We start from the raw sequence: 21059 nt of genomic DNA on the forward strand, positions 1-21059 counted from the left end.
TGCGTTAGAGTGACCTGTGCTCCGCTTGATCGGGGCGACCGCAGTTGAGTGAGCGCACCACGGCCTCACCGGCTGCCACTTCCAGATAGGGAGCCGGGCCGGCGCCCGTTTTCGCAACAGAGAATTCCCATTGTTTTTCGATCGACCGGAATCCGGTGAACTGGCTGTGCTGGTGCACCTAGAACTCTCCGCCATCGACAGTCCCGATGACCCGCGTGAGTTTGAGGAATTGGCCCTCTCTGCGGGAGCAGATCCCGTCAGCTTCATCTTTGGACAGCGTGCCAGACCGGACCCGAAAACCTTTGTTGGGCGCGGCAAGCTGGAGGAGATTGGCCGGGCGGTGCAGGAACATGGTGCGGAACTTGTGATCTTCGATCACATCCTTTCACCCAGCCAAGAGCGCAATATCGAGCGTGCACTGAAATGCCGGGTACTGGATCGCACCGGTCTGATTCTGGACATATTTGCCCAGCGTGCGCGCACCCATGAGGGTAAGCTGCAAGTTGAGCTGGCACAGCTGCGACATATGGCCACCAGGCTTGTGCGCGGCTGGACACACCTGGAGCGGCAGAAGGGTGGTATCGGCCTGCGCGGGCCGGGCGAAACCCAATTGGAAACCGACCGCCGTCTGTTGCGTGTGCGTATCGACGCCATTGAGAAGCGCCTGGAAAAAGTCCGGCGCCAGAGGGAGCAGGGCCGGCGCGCGCGTTCCCGTGCAGAGGTGGCCACAGTATCGCTGGTCGGTTACACCAACGCCGGCAAGTCCACCTTGTTCAACCGCCTCACAGACGCCGGTGTGTATGTGCGCAATCAGTTGTTCGCTACCCTCGACCCGACCATGCGCAGGGTTGAATTGCCCAATGTCGGCGCCGTGGTATTGGCGGATACGGTGGGGTTTGTTTCGCACCTGCCGCACAAACTGGTAGAGGCTTTTCGAGCCACGCTGGAGGAAACCGCCAATGCAACCCTGTTGCTGCATGTCGTGGATGCCGCTGCGGGGGACCGCTTGCACCTGATGCAAGAGGTGCGGACGGTGCTAGAAGAAATCGATGCGTCTGATCTGCCACAGCTGATTGTGTATAACAAAATCGATTTATTTACCGATTTTGCCCCGCGCATGGATTGCGATGACCAGGGTGTGCCGCAGGCGGTGTGGTTATCCGCTGCCACCGGTGCGGGTTGCACGCTGTTGGTTGAGGCGATTGCCCGGCGCCTGGGTGCGCAAATGGTGCGCGGCCGGTTGGTAGTGAGACCCCATCAATCCCGATTGCGCGCCCAGCTGTACCAGATCAACGCCATTCAGGGCGAAGTCTATCGTGACAATGGTGATTGCGAGTTGCAGCTACTGCTGCCGCGCAGGGACTTCCAGCGCCTTTTGGCGCCATTTTCATCTAATGGTGAGCGCCCCGTTTGGCTGCCACTGGTGGATACAGGTGAGGACAGCGGGCAGAGGGAACACGAGTGACTACTGAGCAGGTGTGGGCATTGTTGTGCAATCGCAATTGCGACAGACTTGCCTGCAGCTGAGTCCTGGCGGCAATATTTTGCCGGCGGGGATGCTAGAATCCGCCGGAGTCAAAGCGTTAATGAGCAGAGTTGGAGTAATTTAGATGGCCTGGAATGAGCCGGGTGGTAATAACAAAGATCCCTGGGGTGGCGGTAACCGCAAGAACGATGGCCCGCCGGACCTGGACGAGTTGATTCGCAAGATTCAACAGAAACTCGGTGGCTTGTTCCGCGGCGGCAGTCCCGGCACCGGCACCGGCAACTTTCCCTGGATGCTGATCCTTGTCCTCGGCGCATTGATTTATGCGGGCCTGGGGATTTATCAGGTCAATGCCAACGAGGCAGCGGTGGTGCTGCGTCTGGGTAAATACCACACCACAGAATCCGCCGGCCTACACTGGAACCCGCCGCTGATCGACAGTGTTACCAAGGTGAATATGACCGAGGTGCGCACCGAGCGCACCACTGGGCAAATGCTCACCGAAGACGCCAACATTGTTGAGGTGGTGCTGACCGTGCAGTGGCAGGTGAGTGACGCGGAGTCCTATGTGCTGCGTGTGCGCGATCCGGTCAAGAGCCTTCAGGAGGCTACCGACAGCGCCCTGCGCCATGTGGTGGGTTCATTGACCTTGAATGGTGTGATCTCCCAGAACCGGACCCAGGTGTCTACCGATACCCAGCAGCGCCTGCAGGAATACCTGGATCTCTACCAGACCGGCATTCTTATTGATGTGGTTAACCTGACCGACGCCAAGGCGCCGCGTGAGGTGCAGGATGCATTTGACGACGTCACCAAAGCCCGCGAGGACGAAGTGCGTCTGCAGAACGAAGCGCAGGCTTACGCCAATCAGGTAATCCCGGTGGCCCGTGGTCAGGCTCAGCGCATTCTCGAAGAGGCGGAGGGCTACAAGGCCCGCGTAGTGGAGAGTGCCCGCGGTGAAGCGGTACGCTTCGAAAAATTGCTGACCGAATATGAGCGTGCCCCGGAAGTAACCCGCGAGCGCCTCTATCTGGATGCGGTTCAGGAGGTGATGTCCGGTACTTCCAAGGTTATGGTGGATGTTGAAGGCGGCAACAACATCATGTACCTGCCACTGGACAAGCTGGCCCAGGAGAGCGCGACACCGGCGGCTCAGCGCCAAGACACCTCGCCGATTGTGGTCGAGGAAGTCTACCAGCGCGTCGTCGAGCGGTTGCGCAATGATGCTGCCAACAGTCGCCGCAGCCAGACTGTGCGCTAGGAGGTGATGGAATGAATAACAGAACACTGGCTATTATCGCGGTTGTGCTTATCGGCATACTGCTGATTTCCTCCAGCGCCTTTGTGGTGAAGGAAACGGAAAAGGCGGTGCTGCTGCGCTTTGGTGAACTGGTGCGCTCCTACTATGACCCCGGTCTCTATTTCAAGATCCCGTTTGCGGAAAAGCTGCGCAAATTTGATGCGCGTATCCAGACCGTGGACTCCAGTCCGGTGCGTATGCTCAACAGTGAAAATAAATTTATGATGGTTGATTCGTACGCAAAGTATCGGATCTCCGACGTGGGCAAGTTCTATACCGCCACCCGCGGTGATGAGCGCAACGCGGTGCGCCTGTTGTCGGAACAGATCAATGACCGCCTGCGCAACCAGTTCGGTGTGCGCGACCTGCACGAAGTGGTGAGTGGCGAGCGCGACGAGCTGATGTCGGAGATCACCAAGAACTTGAACCAGGTAGCACAAAAGAATTTGGGTGTGGAAGTCATCGACGTGCGTGTCAAGCGGATCGACCTGCCGCCGGAGGTTTCCGAATCGGTGTTCCAGCGCATGCGCGCTGGCCGGGAGCTGGAAGCGCGGGATCATCGCGCCAAAGGTGAGGAGGCCAGCGAGCGCATCCGCGCCAATGCGGACCGCCAGAAGGTAGTGATTGAGTCCGAGGCCTACCGCCAAGCAGAGGAGCTGCGCGGTGCCGGTGATGCGGAGGCCGCCGCTATCTATGCCGCAGCCTACAATAAAAATCCTGAATTCTACCGCTTTACCCGCAGTTTGCAGGCCTACAAGGAATCCTTCAAAAGCAAGTCGGACATGCTGCTGGTGGAGCCGGACAGTGAATTTTTCCGCTATCTGAAGGACCCCAAAGGGCAGTGAGCCGGACCCAGTCGGCGCGCCACCCAGACTCGGTGTAACCCGGGAGTCCCGGGTGGTCGTGTCGACGGCCCCGAAAGCCCTACCTTCCCGCCAGTACTTGGTGCTAAAATTACGCAAACCGGGCCCAGCCCGGTTTTTTTGTGAAAACCGCTGACCATCCCGTTAACCCTGAGAAGCCCGTTTCACCATGACCCAAGCTGATCGCTGGATGCTGCCCGATGGCATCGCGGAAAGTCTGCCTGCAGATGCCGTTCAGGTTGAAACCCTGCGGCGCCGACTGCTGGACCTCTACCACTGCTGGGGCTACGAACTGGTGATACCGCCGATGCTGGAGTTCACCGAGTCCCTGTTGATCGGGATGGGGCGGGATGTGGACCTGAGCACCTTTAAGGTCACCGATCAGATCTCGGGCCGCACACTGGGTATCCGCGCCGATATTACCCCGCAAGCCGCCCGCATTGATGCGCACAGTTTTCCGCGCGCCGGTGCCAATCGCCTGTGTTATGCCGGCCATGTTCTGTATACCCGGCCGCGCACGGCCATGGGCTCCCGCGCCCCGTTCCAAGTCGGTGCAGAGCTGTTTGGTGTGGACAGCCTGAATGGGGATATCGAGGTTATTTCCCTGATGCTGGAGAGCCTGCAGGTCGCTGGGGTCGAACGGATTCACCTGGATCTCGGTCACGTCGCCATCTATCGCAGTCTGGCCGAAGCGGGGGGGCTCGACGAAGCGCAGCGCGGCGCGCTGTCCGCTCTGTTGCAGAGCAAAGCGAGTGCCGATGTGCGCCGTTGGGTGGCGGAAAATGTTGCCGATCCAGAGGCGGCCGCCTGGTTGCAGGTATTGCCCGGATTGGCGGGGGGCCTGGAGTGCCTGGAGAGGGCTGGCACAATGCTCGCGGGTGCACCGGCAGCGCTGCGGGGAGCTCTGACTGACCTGCGCCAGGTGGCGGACGCCCTGCGCGGGCGCTACCCGGCGGTAGAGTTGTTTTTTGATTTAAGTGAAGTGCGTGGTTACGACTATGAAACCGGGCTGGTGTTTGCCGCCTATACACCGGGACACGGCCAGGCGCTTGCCAATGGTGGCCGCTATAACGGCATTGGTGCTGTCTTTGGACGCAGCCGCCCGGCCACCGGGTTCAGTAGCGACCTGGTAGTGCTCAATACTTTGGGCAATGGCCCGGCACCGAGCACCGGGGCTATCCTCGCACCGGATGTCCGTTGGCTGGAAGATGCCGCCGGCCTTTGGCGTACCGTTGGTGAACTGCGTGCACGGGGAGAGGTGGTGATTGCCGCGCTGTGTGGTGACATGGACAGCGATCTCCACGCGCGCTGCGACCGCGAGTTGGTATTCGACAGCGGCTCCTGGGTGGTGAAGTCGCGGGACTGATTGACAGTGGGAACGGTGCCGGACACTGTGCGGCAAACATTCCTGATCGCCATTATTGCCGGGGCCTACAGCTCCAACGAGAGAAAAACCTGAGTTTAGAGATTGATACTGATGGGCGAGAACCTGGTAGTGCTGGGAACCCAGTGGGGTGATGAAGGGAAAGGTAAGATTGTCGATTTACTGACAGAGAAAGTCTCTTTGGTTGTGCGCTTTCAAGGTGGACACAATGCCGGCCACACCCTGGTCATCGACGGTGAAAAAACTGTATTGCACCTGATTCCCTCCGGTATTCTGCGACCAAGTGTCATCTGCCTGATTGGCAACGGTGTGGTACTGTCTCCCGAAGCACTGCTGGATGAGATGCAAGCGCTGGAAAAGAAAGGTGTGCCTGTCAGAGAGCGCTTGCGCCTCTCACCGGCCTGCCCACTGATCCTGCCTGTACACGCGGCACTCGATGAAGCCCGTGAGAGAGCCCGCGGCGATAAGGCGATAGGAACGACCAAACGCGGCATTGGCCCGGCCTATGAAGATAAGGTGGCTCGCCGTGGCCTGCGCTTGGGTGACCTGTGTAACTGGGATCACTTTTGCAGCCAACTCCGGGAGCTTATCGATTATCACAATTTTGTCCTGACCCGGTATTACAAAGTGGAGCCGGTCAGTTACGGGGACACTCTGGAGAAGGCCAGGCACTGGCGCGAGCAGTTGGTGCCAATGATCACCGATGTAGCGGATCACCTGCACAGGGCTCGTGAGCAGGGAGAACACATCCTGTTCGAGGGCGCCCAAGGCTCATTGCTGGATATCGATCACGGGACTTACCCGTTTGTAACCTCTTCCAACACGACTGCCGGCGGTACCGCCACAGGCTCGGGTTTCGGTCCCCTGTACCTGGATTATGTACTGGGCATCACCAAGGCCTATACCACCCGTGTTGGCAGTGGCCCTTTTCCGACTGAGCTGGACTGTGAAGTCGGCCGCTACCTGGGCGAGCAAGGCCACGAATTCGGTGCAACCACCGGACGGGAACGCCGCACGGGTTGGTTCGATGCCGTGGCGGTGCGCCATGCGATTCGTATCAACAGTATTTCGGGCCTGTGTCTGACCAAGCTGGATGTGCTCGACGGCCTCGAGGAAGTAAAGCTCTGCGTAGGATACTGCAACAGCGCCGGTGAAGCCGTAGCAGTCCCCTTCGACGCCGCTGGCTGGGAGGGCGTGGAGCCGGTTTACGAGGTCATGCCCGGCTGGCAGGAGACTACCAAAGGCGTGCGCTGCGAGGCGGATCTGCCGCCTAATGCCAAGGCCTATATCGCCCGTATTGAGGCGCTGGTGGGAGCGCCTGTAGAGATTGTTTCCACGGGACCGGATCGCAACGAAACCATTGTGCGGGCCTCTTCTGCTCTCTGTAAAATGGGCATTCACAGCGCCAGTGTGTAAAGGGCGGCGACCGGGAAGTGAACCCATGGTCTGATGCAGTTCTTGCTATTTTCCATGGAGCCACTGATGATGGGCTTTGATCCATGCCGTTGGCCGAGCAGTTTTACGGGGCTCGAGGCCTGAATTTGACCGGGTTACTCCATGTCTACGTCCGTATCCGTTGCCAGTCGCTATAGCTTTGCCGAAGAGATTGCCAATAGCGTCACCCACGGTATCGGAGCACTGCTCGCTATCGCCGGCCTCGGGGTTTTGAGCGGTTTTGCCGCCCTGCACGGTGATGCCTGGCATATTGTCAGTGCCAGTGTCTATGCCTCGACCCTGATCCTGTGCTTTCTCGCCTCGACCCTCTACCACGCTGTGAGTCATATTGGTGCCAAAGCAATTTTGCGCACACTGGATCACTCCTCGATATTCCTGCTGATTGCGGGGACCTATACACCGTTTACCCTGGTGACTCTGCGCGGTCCCTGGGGCTGGTGGCTGTTTGGGATTATCTGGGGACTGGCCCTGTTAGGGCTGATCATTCAGTTAACCCCGCTGAAAAGGGTTCGCGCCCTTTCCATTACTCTCAGCGCCCTGATGGGATGGGTGGTGATCGCCGCAATCAAGCCGCTGGCGGTCAGCCTTGAAACCGGCGGTCTCTGGTTGCTGATGATAGGCGGTCTCTGTTATACCGGTGGTATCGCTTTCTACCTGTGGCGCAGCCTGCGCTTCCATCACGCCATCTGGCATGTGTTTGTTTTGGCCGGTGGTATCCTGCATTTCTTTGCCGTGCTGTTTTATGTGATTCCCTGAATGCCTTGCCCGCATGTCGCACAGGTGATTGCCGGCAATCGAGCTGGCCCCTGTGACCGATTACCGGGATCAATGCTCAGCGGGTCGTTGGCCACCGATAAAAACCGCCTTTCAGATCATGGGGACTCGGGCTACCCTTGAGCGAGCAGAATCCAGTATCAAGGGTACCGCAATGCGTCAACTGTACAGATCCCACTCGCTGTCCCGTCTGCTCGCACTCTTTGCGGCACTTTTCTGCGCTGTTGCCCAGGCCGCCGATCAGCCCGACCCGGCTTTCGAACAGTGGGTGCGGGAATTTCGCCAGACAGCCATCAACAATGGTATTTCCCCACAGGTTTACGATCAGGCATTTAAGGGCATTACCTCGCCGGACCAATGGGTATTGGACCGGGCCAGTTTCCAGCCGGAGTTCAAGGCACCGGTGTGGCAGTACTTTGATAACCGGGTGCAGCGCAGGGCGATCGAGCGGGGCAGACGGGAGAAGGAAAAAATAGCGCCCTGGCTCGACAAAATCGAGAAACGCTTCGGGGTAGACCCGGATATTCTCCTGGCGATCTGGTCAGTGGAATCGAGCTTTGGCGGTATTCTCGGCAATGACAAGGTCATGCGCAATGTGATCCGCTCCCTCGCGACGCTGGCCTATGCGGACCAAAAACGCAAAAAATTCGGTCGCCAGCAGCTGCTTGCTGCCCTGAAGATACTGCAGGCTGGGGATATCGAAGACCGCTACCTGCTCGGTTCCTGGGCCGGTGCCATGGGCCACACCCAGTTTATCCCCACCAGTTACCTGGCTTATGCAGTGGATATCGAGGGCGATGGCAAGCGCGATATCTGGAATTCGGTGCCCGATGCTCTAGCCACGGCGGCCAATCTGCTGTCGAGCAATGGCTGGCAGCGCGGTAAGCCCTGGGGGTATGAAGTGATTATCCCCCAACGTAAATTGCCGGCGGGCAAGCTCACTGTGGCGGAGTGGGAAAAACTCGGCGTCAAGCGTGCCAATGGTGACCCCTTCCCCAGCAAGGCGGCGGTGGCCGAGCTGAAATTGCCGGATGGCCGCCAGGGACCGATCTTCCTGGTATTCAAAAACTTCTTTGTGTTGAAGCGCTATAACAACTCCGATCGCTACGCAATAGCCATCGGCCTGCTTGCCGATCGCATCGGCGGCGCTCCCCCGTTGGTCAAGGACTGGAATCGCCCCTTTACTCCCCTGCAAAGCGGCCAGGTGGAGGAACTGCAGAAACTGTTAAAGCAGCAGGGCTATTACAGCGGCGAAATCGATGGTAAAGCCGGCCCGGCTACCCGCAAGGCCATCCGGGCGTTTGAGGCGCGGGCTGGCGTTGTGGTCAAGGGCTATCCCAGCAAGGAGGTACTTGAATTACTGCAGCGGCAGTAAGGCGAGATCAGAAATTTTCATCGGGCAGCAGGCTGTCCTGCAGTAGCTCGAGGTTCTCCACCACTTCCTGCGGCTCGCGGAAATAGGCGATGTGGTACATCGCCTCACCCTCCTGCACCAGGGGAATGTTCTGCTGCCCGATAATAATGCCCACGCCGTTGCAGCAGACCCGATCGAGCGCATTGCCGAAGGGGTCGGCAATCGTTGCCAGCAGCTCCCCTTCGTGTACCTGATCCCCCAGGGATTTCATGTAGTTGGCAATACCACTGTCACCGGCCCTCAGCCAGCCGCTGCTCCGTGCAACAAACGGTTCGATAGGGTTGCCCCTGCGCCCTCTCGGCAGCATATGCAGGTGTCGCAGGACATTGATCACCCCCTTTACTCCTGCGCGAATACAGAGTTCATTAAAACGCAGGGCCTCGCCGGCTTCGTACAGCAGGACTCTGATTCCAAGGTCTGCGGCTGCCTGGCGAAGAGAGCCGTCACGGATGGAAGTATTGAGCAGTACCGGCACACCGAAGGCTCTGGCCATGGCACGGGTAGTTTCGTCATCCAGGTTGGCGCGAACCTGTGGCAGATTACTGCGGTGGGCAGCGCCGGTGTGCAGGTCGATGCCGTAGTCGCATTTGGCCACTACTTCGTTGAGGAATACATGGGCCATACGCGCTGCCAGTGACCCCTTGGCCGATCCGGGAAAGGAGCGGTTGAGGTCGCGCCGGTCGGGGAGATAGCGGGTGTGCTGCAGTACGCCGTACACATTGACCATCGGTACTGCGATCAAAGTACCGCGCAGCGATTGCAGGGCGCGCCTGCGGATCAGGCGGCTGATCACCTCAATGCCATTTAACTCATCCCCGTGTACCGCGGCGCAGACAAAGAGGGTCGGGCCATCCTTTTTGCCGCGCTGTACATGGACGGGAATCGCCATCTCCGTATTTGTATACAGGCTGACAACGGGCAGATCGATGCGGCGGGACTCCCCTCTGGCCACCGGAATATCGCCAATTTCAAAATCGGGCCTGGCTTCCATAGTTCAGCCGTACGATTGACCTGATTAACAGAGTGTAGAGGTCGGATAGGAGGATGGTGTAAGCACCGCTAGTTGCCTTTGCCGCTGTCAAGTAGCGATCGCCTCGACTCGTGGCCCGCTCACTGTAGTGTCGGCAGCGCAGGGTGTAAAAACCCCAGGACCGTTAAGCCAGATCTGCAACACCGGGTGCCAGTATCCCAGGGGGTGGTACCACAGGTCGGTCTCGCTATCGGCAATCAGGTTGATACCGCGCCAGGGGCCGGGTTGTTGTCGATGGCTGTAGCCGGTATTTTCCCTTTGCCCGGGAGTCCACAACCAGCGCACGGCCCCCTTTGCATCGCAGATGGCCAGGGGCCTGCCATCGGGGCTGTTCAGGTAGTGCTCGCTGTCAGTGGATTTCCATTGGCACAGTATGCTGCGGGTCAGAGGGTGCTGTATCCAGTGGTCGAGACCGAGGGATTTTCCATCTATCTGCAGGGTTTCCGCCCAGATTCCCAGGCCGCTCCAGTTGGTGACCACCCGGCGCTGGCGCGTGGATTTGCGGTGTGTACAGGTTTTGCTCAGGCGCCGGCCGAAGGGATCGTAACGGAAACAGGTCTTGAACTCGCTGCATTCTGCGGTGCCCATCAGTCCCCAGCCGTCGTAGTGATAGCGAAAATTTTTACGTGCCGGCATCTCCCGCTCGCCGATGACGTTACCGCGTTTGTCCCGGTCTATGCACGCCGGGACAGACTCCGCATGCCGGACAGGTGTGGTGAGTGGTAAAGGGGGATGTGTTTCGAATTTCCAGGCCGGGGTCTGGCTGCTCTCCAGAGTGGACAAATGCCCGTACCGGTACCTGTGGGTACTGCGCACCGCCCCCTGTACCAAAATGGTATCCCGGCCATTGGTCTCTGAGCGCAGTATCGACGCTCCGTTGGCGTCGATGCCGTACAGCGATCCGCAGGGTGCGAAGGTGTAGGTGAGGTCGAGGTCATCGGAGCTGGCGCTGCGCAGCCAGCCGCGGGAATCGTACTGATATTTCAGGCTGAAGTCGCGGACATCGCTGCTGTCGTGATTTTCAGCGATCACCCGGCCTCGCCGATCGTATCTGAAGCGAACTGAGGCATGTTGATTATTGGCCTGGATCAGTCTCAGCTGGGTATCGTAGTGAAACGCACTGCTCTGGCCGTTATTGTTGCGAATCCCGGTAACCGCTCCGCGGGTGTTGTAGAGAAAATACCAGTGGCAATCGTTGTCACAGTACTCGCGCAAAGTGCCGTCGGGATTGTAGTGCCAGCGCAACTGACGCCCGCCCGGTGCCCGGTGGCAGACCAGTTGCCCAAGGGAATCGTATCGCCAGTGGTAGCAGCCATTGGTGGTCTGTAGCTGCGCCAGCTGGCCGTGGGGATTGCGCTGCAGTTCCCAGCTGTTGCCATCGGCAAAATGGATCTGGCACACTCGACCGGCACCGTCGAATTCCCAATGAAGGCGCTGCTGATTGCCGAGGTGAATCGCACAGGGCTGTCCGTGTCCTGCGTAGTCCAGGGTATAGTGGTGAAGACCTATACGGGCTTCGCGCAATTCACCGGCCGCCCCATAGTGCCACGCGCAACGGGCCTCACCGTCTGCCACTATTGCGGTCACCCGCTGCCAGTGGTCGTATTCGAATCCCCATTGCTGTTTCCCGCAGCGCACGGTTTGCAGCTGCCCCTGTCCATCCCAGGTAAAATCTACCTTACCTCCCTCTGGATCGGTGATCTGCGTGAGCTGGCCCCGGTTGCCATACAAAAACTTCCACATCTGCTTTTCGGGGTCGGTCACGGTCAGCGGCCGGCCGTTATCACTGAACTGATACCGCCAGACCTGCTCCTCGGCGAGCAGCGCCGCCTGGGGAAACCCCTGTTGATCGTATTGATAGCGCGTGCTGATACCGCTCTGGGTGCGTCGAGTGCAGCGCCCGAATGTATCGTAGCGAAAGAAGGTGCGCTGGCCGTGACGGTCGGTGTACTGACACAGATTGCCGTAGGTATCGTAGAGCCAACTGCGCTGGTGTTGTCCGCGTCGCTCGCTGGTCAGCTGGCCAAAGCCATTAAAGCAGAGCTGCTGTGGGTCCCTGTCGGGCATCTCCACTTGGCAAGTAGTGTGTTTGTGTTGCCAGCGCAATACGATCTCTGCCGCATTGAGGCGCATTTTTTGGCAGCGTTCACGTTGGTCGTATTCAAACTGACAAGTACCGGCCTGGTCGCTACTCAATTCAATAAGGGCAAGGTTTTTATAGCGATACTGCTCAGAGTTCTGGGCACTACTGGCCTCAGTGAGAAGTTCACCGTGAAAGGCATACTGGCAGAGATCGCGCTGGTCCCCCGGGGCGTGGTGATTGACCAGCTTACTGATCCGGCCGCCGTGAATCTGAAATTCCACGACCCGCCCCCAGGAACTCACGATTCTTCTGGGCAGCCCCGCGCTGTAGTCGATGGTCAGGGTATTGCCGCACAGATCGCGAATCTCGCTGAGAGGCAGTGCCCTGTTGACACCATCTGCGCGAAAAATCTTGTGAGATTGGTCGAAGGCAATGAGGCAATAGCTGTGCAGACTTTGGCGCGACAGCAGCAGGCGTTCGAACCGGTTGTAGCAGCCATGGCCCACTGCGGGCTGTTGGAAGCGAATCCTGCGCCCCTCGGCGGTATGTAGCTCAACAAGATTGTCTTGCACAAGCAATTGTTCGTTCAGGGAATGGCGCCAGCCGGTGCCAATGCCCAAATCCTCGCGAATAGAGGTGCGGTAGTAGCGCTTCCAATGAAAGGGCAGCGGGCCCGGTATCGCCAGATCGATCCGCTCAAAGGCCACCTCGCCATTGCTGCCAATGACCCGGCCACCAATCCGCCGGCACTGATTCAGAGGTGGAACAGAAGTACCCTGTGGGTTGACGCCGGGGGTGTTGATAAAGTGAACCGGGCTGTCGCCAATACCGGGCAAATGCTCTACTGCCGGTGCCATCGCAATGGTGTATTGGTTGGTCGCTACCGCTGGCGCTTCAGGCCAGGGCGATAGTGCACGACCGACAGGGCCCGGACTCCCGGATATGTCCCTGATAGTGTTCAACCACCGGCAGGCGGCAGCCGGGTCCTGCTGTGAAAAAGTGACAGGCGGTGGGTTTAGGGCCTTGAGCAGGTCGGATACGAACTGGGCGGGGTATTCCGGTGTCATTCTTCAGTTTCCGGAAAATAGGCTAGCGCTGCAATTTGCGCACAGTCACATCCGGTGACCTGGGCCTTTGGGTTATACTTTGTTCTTCTATGTGCATTCGCGGCAGAGGCCGGGAGGCGTATTCGAGAATGCCGGCGGAGATATTGTCCCGACCTCCGAGCTTGTTGGCATCGTCGATAAAACGATAAACGCACTCCAGCGCGGGGCGATGCGTGGCCAGTACGCGCTCAATCGCATGGTCGTCCAGGTATTCTGTGAGTCCGTCGCTACACAGCAGCAGGAGGGCATTTTCTGTGAGTCTCCAACTGTTAATTTCCGCTTCCACGCTTGCGGATACGCCCAGCGCCCGGGTAATGTGATTACGCACCCCGGATTGTTTGGCCTGCCCAGGGCTGATTTGACCGCTATCGAGCATTTCTTGTACTACACTGTGATCCCGCGTAAGGCGCTGTAAGCCGTAATTGTTCCAAAGGTATGCACGGGAATCGCCAATGTGTGCGACGATAAGAAGGTTGTGCCACATAACGGCCACAACCAGGGTCGTACCCATATTGGCAAGTTGTGGATTGCGGTTTTTGGTATTGAGCAGTGCGGTATTTGCACTGTTGATGGCATCAATCAGGGTTGCGCGTAAAATCAATTGCTGCTGCTCTGGGCTACAGGCAATAAAGGTGTGTTTGAGCAGGTTGTCGAGGTGGGTCTGAATGGTTTCTGCTGCCAATTTACTGGCCGTGGCACCCCCTGTATACCCCCCCATACCATCGGCCACCACGATATAGGCGAAGGGTTTATCCGCGCACGCATGCCAGCGAATACTGTCTTCATTTTCCTCGCGTACTTGTCCAATGTCGGTGCGCCCGTTGACTGCCAGACTTATCTGATCCATGTCTGGTGCAATTCCCCTGTATTAAATTGCAAAAAATGCAGCGTAACATGATACAACCCTCAACCGACGGTAATGTTAACTTGCCCACAGGCCAAGTTTGAAATTTTTTCCCCGAGTTTGCGATAATAAAATCCCTGTTATCATCGATTAAGGCGCTGCGCCTGTTAATGAAGGACACACTGGCAAAATGCCCCGTTTGCCCAGGCTCAACCTGAGAGATATTCCCCAGCATATAGTGCAGGTGGGTCACAATAACCTGCCCTGTTTTTTTGATGAGGAAGATTATCAATATTATTTGATTAGTTTGCGAAATGCTGCGGACCAATACCATGTGGATGTGCACGCGTACGTTTTGCTGCCAAATATGATCCAGATCATTGCCACACCGAGGATTCCGGATGGCATTTCCTCTGTGATGCAATCTTTGGGGCGTCGCTACGTGCAATTTGTGAATCATCGCTACAAGCGCTCCGGCACACTCTGGAGAGGACGTTACAAGTCCAGTCTGATCGATTCGGAGGCCTACCTGCTCACCTGTTACCGCTATGTTGAGTTGCGGCCGTTATATTTGGGATTGGCGGATTCCCTGGGGAATTACCCCTGGTCGAGCTTCAACCATCACGTCAATATAAAGCGTGACAATCTGATTTGTGATCATCACCTGTATCTCGCCTTAGGAGAAAATCCCCAGGCACGTGCACAGGCCTATAGAAAACTGTTTCGTTACAGCTTTGACCGCAGGTTGCTCGATTACATTGCCGAAACCATCAAGCTGGGGCACGTATTGGGTGGGGACACCTTTAAGGAAAAAATCGAACAGATTGCCAAACAACGGGTTCGTCCACTCAGGCGGGGGCGACCAAAAAAATCGAAAAAGAATCGCTGGAAACCCGTTACATAAAAACGCATGATGTGCTCAGGAAGGTACCGAAACGGCAATGGATAGTTTGCCAGCGGTCAGCCGGGCGTGAGTGGAACCAACGGAGCAATAGACGTCCCTATTTCAGGTGATGGTAAAAAAATGATAGCAACAGGCCCTGATACCCTGAAGGTTGCGATCCTTGGAGACTTCAGCGGGCGCGCCAGCCGCCGCCGGTGTGAGCCTGGCACTATCGCTGGGCGCAGGGTCTATCTGCTAAACCGCGATACTTTCGAAGGGGTTTTTGCCGATTTGGAGGTGCGCCTGCAACTGCCGGTGATGGAAGGGCCTCTGCCGCTGTCCTGTTTTGATGATTTACACCCGGATTACCTTTTCACTCGCCTGCCACTTTTTAAAAAATTTATTGACCTAGAGCGTCGCCTGCGGGATCCGCAGCAGTTCCAGCAAGCTGCCGAAGATATCCGGCAGTGGAGCCCGGAGTTACGCGAGGGTTCCCTGGAAGCTGGGATTTCTGCTGCCGACCGATCCACCCTCGATAAAATCCTCGCTGCTGACCGCAAACACCAGGCCAGCGAGTGCAGCAGTACATTTCAGGTTGAGCGGTTGATCCGGGATATTGTCGCGCCCTATGTGCAGAAAAATACCCATCCCCGCCAAGGTGAATATTTAAGTGCTCTTGCCGTGGCGACTTCCGATGCGATGCGCAAGGTCATGCACCACAGTGACTTCCGCCAGTTGGAAGCGAGTTGGTTTGGCCTGCAGTTTTTGTTGAGGCGCTGCGATGAGCACAGAAAACTGCAATTCTATTTGATTGATGTCAGTAAAGAGGAGCTGCTGGCAGACTTTGCCGGTGCGGAAAGTAATCTGGAGCAATCCCAGGTCTTCAAGCTGTTGGTGGAACGTGAAACGGCTTCGGGTAACCGGCCCTACAATCTGGTCATCGGCGACTTCTATATCACCGATGAGGAGCGGGATCTGCACTTGCTGATTGATCTCTCAACCATTGCGGAGGCGGCGGGCAGCGCCCTGTTGATGGGTGGCGATACAAAACTGGCCGGCTGCCCCAACCTGGCCGGTTCTGTCGATCCCGACGATTGGTACTACCCCATGAGTGAGCGCTTTGCCGAGAGCTGGCAGGCTGTACGGGACTATTCAGCGAGCGAATACGTGGCCTTGGCTGCGCCCAGGTTTATGTTGCGACTCCCGTTTGGCAGTGGGGCCACCACCACCGAGCAGTTCGACTTTGAGGAACTGACAGCAGAGCAGGGACATCAGTATTATCTGTGGGGCAACAGTGCCTATCTGCTCGCACTGGCGGTCTGCCGGTCCTTTTCTGCGAGCGGAAGGTTGCAGGTACCGGTGTCTGCCAGTTATGAGGACCTTCCGTTACATCTGCGCAAACTGCCACAAGGACAGTGGGTGACCCCCTGTGCCGAAGCTCTGCTGACCGATAGAGGTGCCGCACGGTTTATGCAGGCTGGGCTCAGTACCCTTCGCTCTGTGCAGGGGCGGGACCAGATTGTTCTTCCCAGACTGTGCTCCCTCGCCGGCGGGGCCCTGAAGGGCCCCTGGGGTTGAAATGCATATGCGATGGATCTGGAAAATCGGCGGGTTCTGCAATGCGCAAGGCCCGGTTTTGGTGATATGACCGGCAAAGCTGCCCCGTGTTTTGCCATGCCGCACGCCGGCCAGAACGTTTTGCGGGCAAATGAAGTACAACAATAGTGTGAGTCAGGAAGACATGGACCTCATTCTCTCTGTATTGGCTGACCCCCCGGGGGCCAACATGCTCAAGCACACCAAACTGTTTACGCAAGCGGGTGGCAGCTTGGGCCGCTCGGCAGACAACGACTGGGTATTGCCCGATCCTGACCGCGTTGTCTCTTCCAGACATGCACAGATTGCCTTTAGTGGGAATCAATATTTTCTGACGGATACCAGTACCAACGGTACCTTTTACAACGGTGCCGAAGAGATGATCGGCAAGGGGAACCAGGTGTCCCTGAAAGAGGGCGATATCCTCCATATGGGGGAATACCGCCTCAAGGTGACTCTGCGTCAGCCGCAGGCGGAAAGCCATCTGCCAAAGGGTCTTGGCAGTGCCGATTTTCTCGATACCTCAGACCGCACAACCTTTAGTTCTAGCACCAGAGCCAAAATACAAAACCAGAACGACGCCAGGGAGCTGGACAACTGGCTGGAACCCGGTGGCGGCGCCGATATCTCCCAGTCTGGGGAGTGGGGTTATATCGGCTCCGGGACCCAGCACACACCGTCCAGTGACAGCCTGTTGGGGGTCGAGGCCGGCCCGCTGGATCCCCTCGCTGCCTTTGACCGGCCACAGGCGGTGGCTACACTAGATGCCCCGGGTTTGGGCGGGACGGTCAGCCAAGCCGGTGCGGGCCAGTGGTCCGATGAGGAATGGTGGAAAGATGGCAGCGAGCAGGACCATGTGTCGGCGGATCAACAGGCCGTGCACATTGCCCCGGAGCCGCCAGTGGAAGCACAGACACCGGCCCAGCCACAGGTGGCGCCATCCAGTCCGTATCAGGTACCCCCCGAGCCATCACAGCCACCGCCCCCGCAGCCACAATCCGCGCCGGGGCTGTCTCCATCGTCACCACCGATGGCGCCTGCACAAGCGCAGGAAACTCCCACCCAGTTAACGTCACACGGTGCAAAGCCGCCTCACGATAACCCGTTTGCGGATTCTTTCGCCGCTGTGGGGGGCCAGTCGATGGCGGGCGCGCCGGGATTTGGGCAGGCGCCCTCGTCAGGCCTTGGGGATTCTGTCGCCTCGGGGCACTCCTCTTCCCAGTTGCAGCCCCAGCCGCCCATGGCGGCCCAGCTGAGCCGGGTCGAACCCTCAGCGGACCCGCCGCAGACACCGTCCGCAACGGCCAGTGTGCTGGCGACAACTCTGGGCTTGAATATGAGCCCCGCGCAGCAGCAACGGGCGGATCAACAGGCGGCCGAGATCGTTCGCGAAACCGTCGCCCGCTTGATAGACCTCTTGCGCGCGCGCACCAGTATTAAAAATGAGCTGCGTGTGCAGCGTACCATGATCCAGACTGAGGCCAATAACCCACTGAAGTTCAGTGCAACCGAACGGGATGCCCTGGAGGTCATGTTTGCGGGAAACGGTGCATTTATGCAGCCGCAAGACGCGGTGCGGGACAGTTTTGAAGACCTCTCCGATCACCAGGTGGCGGTACTCGCTGGCATGCGCGCGGGCTACGGTGCGATGCTCAGTTACTTTAACCCCGAAAATATCGAGCGGCGCCTGGGTGATACTTCCGGGGTTTTCGGCAATAAGAATGCGAGAAAATGGCAGGGCTTTAGTGCACTGTACCGCGAGTTGGTTGGCGATCCCGAAGCTTGCTACCGCAAGTTGTTTGGCGATGAATTTGCTGTGACGTATGAAAATCAATTGTCAGAATTGAAAAATGCCAGACAACTGCAAAATGAATCTGTTGAACGAAGAAAAGGAGTTGGTCGTGTCGAAAAATAATTGGTTCCGTATCACTCTGCTGGGATTTCTGGTGGTTACCCTGGCAGCCTGCCAGACTACCAGGCGCACCCTGAACCTGGACACCAGTGTCAAGCTGTCGATGGATATCCGCGAAGACGTCAATCCCGATGACGATGGGCGCGCTTCTCCCGTGGTGGTTCGTATTTTTATGCTGGCGGATGACCGCCAGTTTGCACGGGAGGAGTTCCTTAACCTGTACGAAAATGCCCAATCCCGCCTGGGTAAAGACCTGCTGGATACCGTGATCCTGAAAGAATTCGCTCCCGGTGAACAGCGCGTGGAAGCATTGGCGCTGACCCCGGAGGTGAAATATATCGGCCTTCTGGCCGAGTTTGTGCAGTACCAGCGGGCCGATGCCCTGATGGTGCTGCCGATCGTCGACCATAGAAAAAATGCGTACCAGATATCCCTGGCCGATACTCGCATCGGCACGCCCGACGAGATTGCCAAACGGCGCCGTGACAAAGCATCCGTCCTACCGCGAAGGGACACTACAGAGGGCCGGGACAAGATGATAACCATTTCCAGTGAGGACTATGAATCGATGAAAGAGCGCCTCCGGGAAATGGAAAGTTCTAAATAGCACGGCACGCCAAGCACGGGCAGATTTTATTTCCAGCACCGGTCTATTTGGCCCGGGCGTACAAGGAAGGCTTATGTCGGCAAACAATAAGGTGATCTGGAGCGAGGGCATGTTTTTACGCCCCCAGCATTTCCAGCAGCAGGATCGCTATCTCGAACAGCTGGTCGAAGCGCGCACCGCATCCCTGGGACCCTATACCTGGGGTGTGGTTGAGCTGGCGATCGACAGCGAACCGCTTTCTATGGGCAAGGTTTCCGTCTCCCGACTGCGGGCGATTTTTCCAGATGGCACACCATTTCTGGCACCGGAGAATGAGCATCTGCCGGATGTATTGGATGTGCCTGTCCATACCCGCGATGAAATCGCCTATTTATGTATACCCCTCAAGCGCCCTGGCAACCAGGAGTCCATCAGGGATCAGGAGGATTTTCCCCAGGCCCGCTACCAGGCAGCCAATTTTGATGCGCGCAACAGCGCCACGACCTCGGGGGAGTCCGCCCGTATCCAAGTGGGCAAGCTGCGCGTCTGCCTCAAGTTGGAGAGCGATGACCGGAGTGGCTATGCTGCGATCGGTATTGCCCGGATACGTGAGTGCCAACCGGAAAAACCGCTGGAGTTGGATACAGATTATATTCCACCGCTGCTAAATGCTGAGGCTTCGCCGGTGATCAAAGCCTATATCGAAGAGGTCAGTGGGCTGCTGGACCATCGCGGCTCCGCCCTCGGGCACCGTTTGAGTGACAGCGGCAGAAGTGGATCGGCGGAGATCGCCGACTACCTGTTGTTACAGGTGATCAATCGCTTTGAGCCCCTGCTGAAACAGATTACCGCACAGCCGCGTCTGCACCCCCACAGCCTGTTTCTGGAACTGCTGCAACTGGCTGGGGAATTGTCGACATTCACCTCGCCAAACAAACGCCCGGCGGAGATTCCCGGTTATGCCCACGAAAATCTGCAACTGAGTTTTGCCGGTCTGTTTTCCGCCCTGCGCCAATCCCTGTCCACAGTCCTCGAGCAGACCGCTATTGCCTTGGAACTGGTGCAGAGAAAGTTTGGCATCTATGTGGCACCGGTAACCGATCCCTCAATGCTCAAGTCGGCCAGCTTTGTCATGGCTGCGAAAGCGGATATGCCGGGTGACCTGTTGCGCAGCCGTTTTCCCACCCAGGCTAAGGTGGCCCCGGTGGAGGCCATTCGCGAGTTGATCTCAGCACAGTTGCCGGGACTGTCCCTGCGCCCACTTCCGGTGGCGCCCCGTCAAATTCCCTATCACGCTGGATTCACCTATTTTGAACTGGAACGCAGCGGCGAAATGTGGCAGGCCATGTTGAGATCAGGCGGTTTTGCCGTACATCTCGGCGCAGAGTTTCCGGGACTGTCCATGGAGCTTTGGGCCATAAGGAATCATTGAAATGAGCAAAGAAAGCTTCACCCCCCCGCCGGCATCCGGTGCTGGTGACAGGACGGTGATGATACCGACTCCGGGTGCTGCCGCCCCGGTGCAGCCGGACCCCATCCCCGAACAGTTCTTCGCCAACCCCGGTAACGCTGCAGACAGACAGGTGCGCAACAGCCTGAATCCGATGGTGTCTGCGGCCTCCAAACTGCTGGGTGTGATTATCAAACTGCGCACTACCATGAACCACACCAATGTGCCGGATCTGCACAAACGCCTGACCTGGGAAATCCAGGCATTTGAACGAGAGGCCAAGCAACTGGCGCTGACCCCGGAGAGCGTTCTCACGGCACGTTACCTGCTCTGTACCGTGGTGGATGAGATGGTGTTGACCACTCCCTGGGGAACGGCCTGCGGCTGGAGCCAGCATTCGCTGCTGAGCCTGTTCCACAAAGAGACTTTTGGCGGTGAGAAGTGTTTCGCCATTTTGCAACGCATGCTCGAAACGCCGGCCTCTCACCAGGCGTTACTGGAGCTTTTCTATCTGTGCCTGAGCCTGGGCTTTCAGGGCAAGTACCGCCTGGTGCAGCGCGGGCACGAACAGATTGAACAGATCAGGGACGAGCTTTACCGCACGATTGAGCAGCACAGACCAACCATGGAGCGCGATCTGTCGCCGCGCTGGCAGGGCTGTGTCGAGCGCAAGTCGCGCCTGATCCACTTTGTACCGCTGTGGGTCATCATGAGTGTTGCCCTGGGTCTCTTGGTTGCCACCTACAGTGGTTATCGCTGGTGGTTGTACGAAACGACAACACCGGTTGTGGATCGCGTGGCGGAACTCACAGGTACTGAGAGCGAAATCCCACCAAAGGAAGGGTAAAACCGGAACGAATACAGCCGGTGCCGGCAGGGCCCCGGGAGATGGA

At 57.8% G+C, this 21059-nt stretch carries 16 protein-coding genes; 13 read left to right on the top strand and 3 right to left on the bottom strand.

The genetic code is table 11. The features are described 5' to 3' along the window. Nucleotides 1-130: 130 nt before the first annotated feature. From hflX to Q5Y71_RS00265, 7 genes are all read left to right on the top strand, one after another. A complete protein-coding gene (gene hflX / locus Q5Y71_RS00235; RefSeq protein ID WP_306039088.1) occupies nt 131-1465 on the top strand; it encodes a ribosome rescue GTPase HflX in 1335 nt (444 codons plus the stop codon). Nucleotides 1466-1610: 145 nt separating this feature from the next. Next, a complete protein-coding gene (gene hflK, locus Q5Y71_RS00240; protein ID WP_306039090.1) occupies nt 1611-2747 on the top strand; it encodes an FtsH protease activity modulator HflK in 1137 nt (378 codons plus the stop codon). 11 nt (nt 2748-2758) lie between these two features. Next, entirely contained in the window at nt 2759-3631 is an 873-nt protein-coding gene (hflC, locus tag Q5Y71_RS00245; protein ID WP_306039091.1) for a protease modulator HflC, read from the top strand. A 187-nt stretch (nt 3632-3818) separates the two neighbouring features. Further along, nucleotides 3819-5015 carry an ATP phosphoribosyltransferase regulatory subunit gene (locus Q5Y71_RS00250; protein ID WP_306039093.1) on the top strand — a complete coding sequence of 399 codons (1197 nt, stop codon included), beginning with the start codon at nt 3819-3821 and terminating at the stop codon, nt 5013-5015. Between the two features lie 111 nt (nt 5016-5126). Beyond that, the gene (locus tag Q5Y71_RS00255) at nt 5127-6449 is read left to right on the top strand and encodes an adenylosuccinate synthase (RefSeq protein WP_306039094.1); all 1323 of its coding nucleotides are present in this window, start codon (nt 5127-5129) and stop codon (nt 6447-6449) included. A 141-nt stretch (nt 6450-6590) separates the two neighbouring features. Next, on the top strand, nt 6591-7244 hold the full coding sequence (locus Q5Y71_RS00260) for a hemolysin III family protein (RefSeq protein ID WP_306039096.1): 654 nt from the start codon (nt 6591-6593) through the stop codon (nt 7242-7244). A 172-nt stretch (nt 7245-7416) separates the two neighbouring features. Further along, nucleotides 7417-8637 carry a lytic murein transglycosylase gene (locus Q5Y71_RS00265; RefSeq protein ID WP_306039097.1) on the top strand — a complete coding sequence of 407 codons (1221 nt, stop codon included), beginning with the start codon at nt 7417-7419 and terminating at the stop codon, nt 8635-8637. A gap of 7 nt (nt 8638-8644) precedes the next feature. On the opposite strand, the gene Q5Y71_RS00270 is transcribed toward Q5Y71_RS00265, so the two are convergent. The 3 genes from Q5Y71_RS00270 to Q5Y71_RS00280 form a co-directional block, all read right to left on the bottom strand. Further along, nucleotides 8645-9667: a succinylglutamate desuccinylase/aspartoacylase family protein gene (locus Q5Y71_RS00270; RefSeq protein ID WP_306039098.1), complete on the bottom strand. Its 1023-nt coding sequence runs from the start codon at nt 9665-9667 to the stop codon at nt 8645-8647. 87 nt (nt 9668-9754) lie between these two features. Continuing rightward, nucleotides 9755-12856 (bottom strand): DUF6531 domain-containing protein, encoded by a 3102-nt coding sequence (locus Q5Y71_RS00275; RefSeq protein ID WP_306039100.1) that lies wholly within the window; start codon nt 12854-12856, stop codon nt 9755-9757. Nucleotides 12857-12878: 22 nt separating this feature from the next. Continuing rightward, a complete protein-coding gene (locus tag Q5Y71_RS00280; protein ID WP_306039101.1) occupies nt 12879-13742 on the bottom strand; it encodes a Stp1/IreP family PP2C-type Ser/Thr phosphatase in 864 nt (287 codons plus the stop codon). 187 nt (nt 13743-13929) lie between these two features. Between Q5Y71_RS00280 and Q5Y71_RS00285 the strand changes: the two genes are divergently transcribed. From Q5Y71_RS00285 to icmH, 6 genes are all read left to right on the top strand, one after another. Further along, nucleotides 13930-14643, top strand: a complete 714-nt coding sequence (locus Q5Y71_RS00285; RefSeq protein ID WP_306039103.1) for a transposase — start codon at nt 13930-13932, stop codon at nt 14641-14643. Nucleotides 14644-14763: 120 nt separating this feature from the next. Beyond that, on the top strand, nt 14764-16200 hold the full coding sequence (locus Q5Y71_RS00290; protein ID WP_306039105.1) for a type VI secretion system contractile sheath domain-containing protein: 1437 nt from the start codon (nt 14764-14766) through the stop codon (nt 16198-16200). A 130-nt stretch (nt 16201-16330) separates the two neighbouring features. Further along, the gene (tagH, locus tag Q5Y71_RS00295; protein WP_306039106.1) at nt 16331-18133 is read left to right on the top strand and encodes a type VI secretion system-associated FHA domain protein TagH; all 1803 of its coding nucleotides are present in this window, start codon (nt 16331-16333) and stop codon (nt 18131-18133) included. Further along, nucleotides 18120-18737 carry a type VI secretion system lipoprotein TssJ gene (gene tssJ / locus Q5Y71_RS00300; RefSeq protein ID WP_306039108.1) on the top strand — a complete coding sequence of 206 codons (618 nt, stop codon included), beginning with the start codon at nt 18120-18122 and terminating at the stop codon, nt 18735-18737. Before tagH ends, tssJ begins: the two co-directional genes overlap by 14 nt. 73 nt (nt 18738-18810) lie before the next feature. Further along, on the top strand, nt 18811-20148 hold the full coding sequence (gene tssK, locus Q5Y71_RS00305) for a type VI secretion system baseplate subunit TssK (protein ID WP_306039110.1): 1338 nt from the start codon (nt 18811-18813) through the stop codon (nt 20146-20148). Between the two features lies 1 nt (nt 20149). After that, nucleotides 20150-21013 (top strand): type IVB secretion system protein IcmH/DotU, encoded by an 864-nt coding sequence (gene icmH, locus Q5Y71_RS00310; protein WP_306039112.1) that lies wholly within the window; start codon nt 20150-20152, stop codon nt 21011-21013. The last annotated feature ends 46 nt before the right edge of the window (nt 21014-21059 follow it).

Source organism: Microbulbifer sp. 2205BS26-8, from assembly GCF_030731025.1.
In the GTDB taxonomy this organism is placed as follows: domain Bacteria; phylum Pseudomonadota; class Gammaproteobacteria; order Pseudomonadales; family Cellvibrionaceae; genus Microbulbifer; species Microbulbifer spongiae.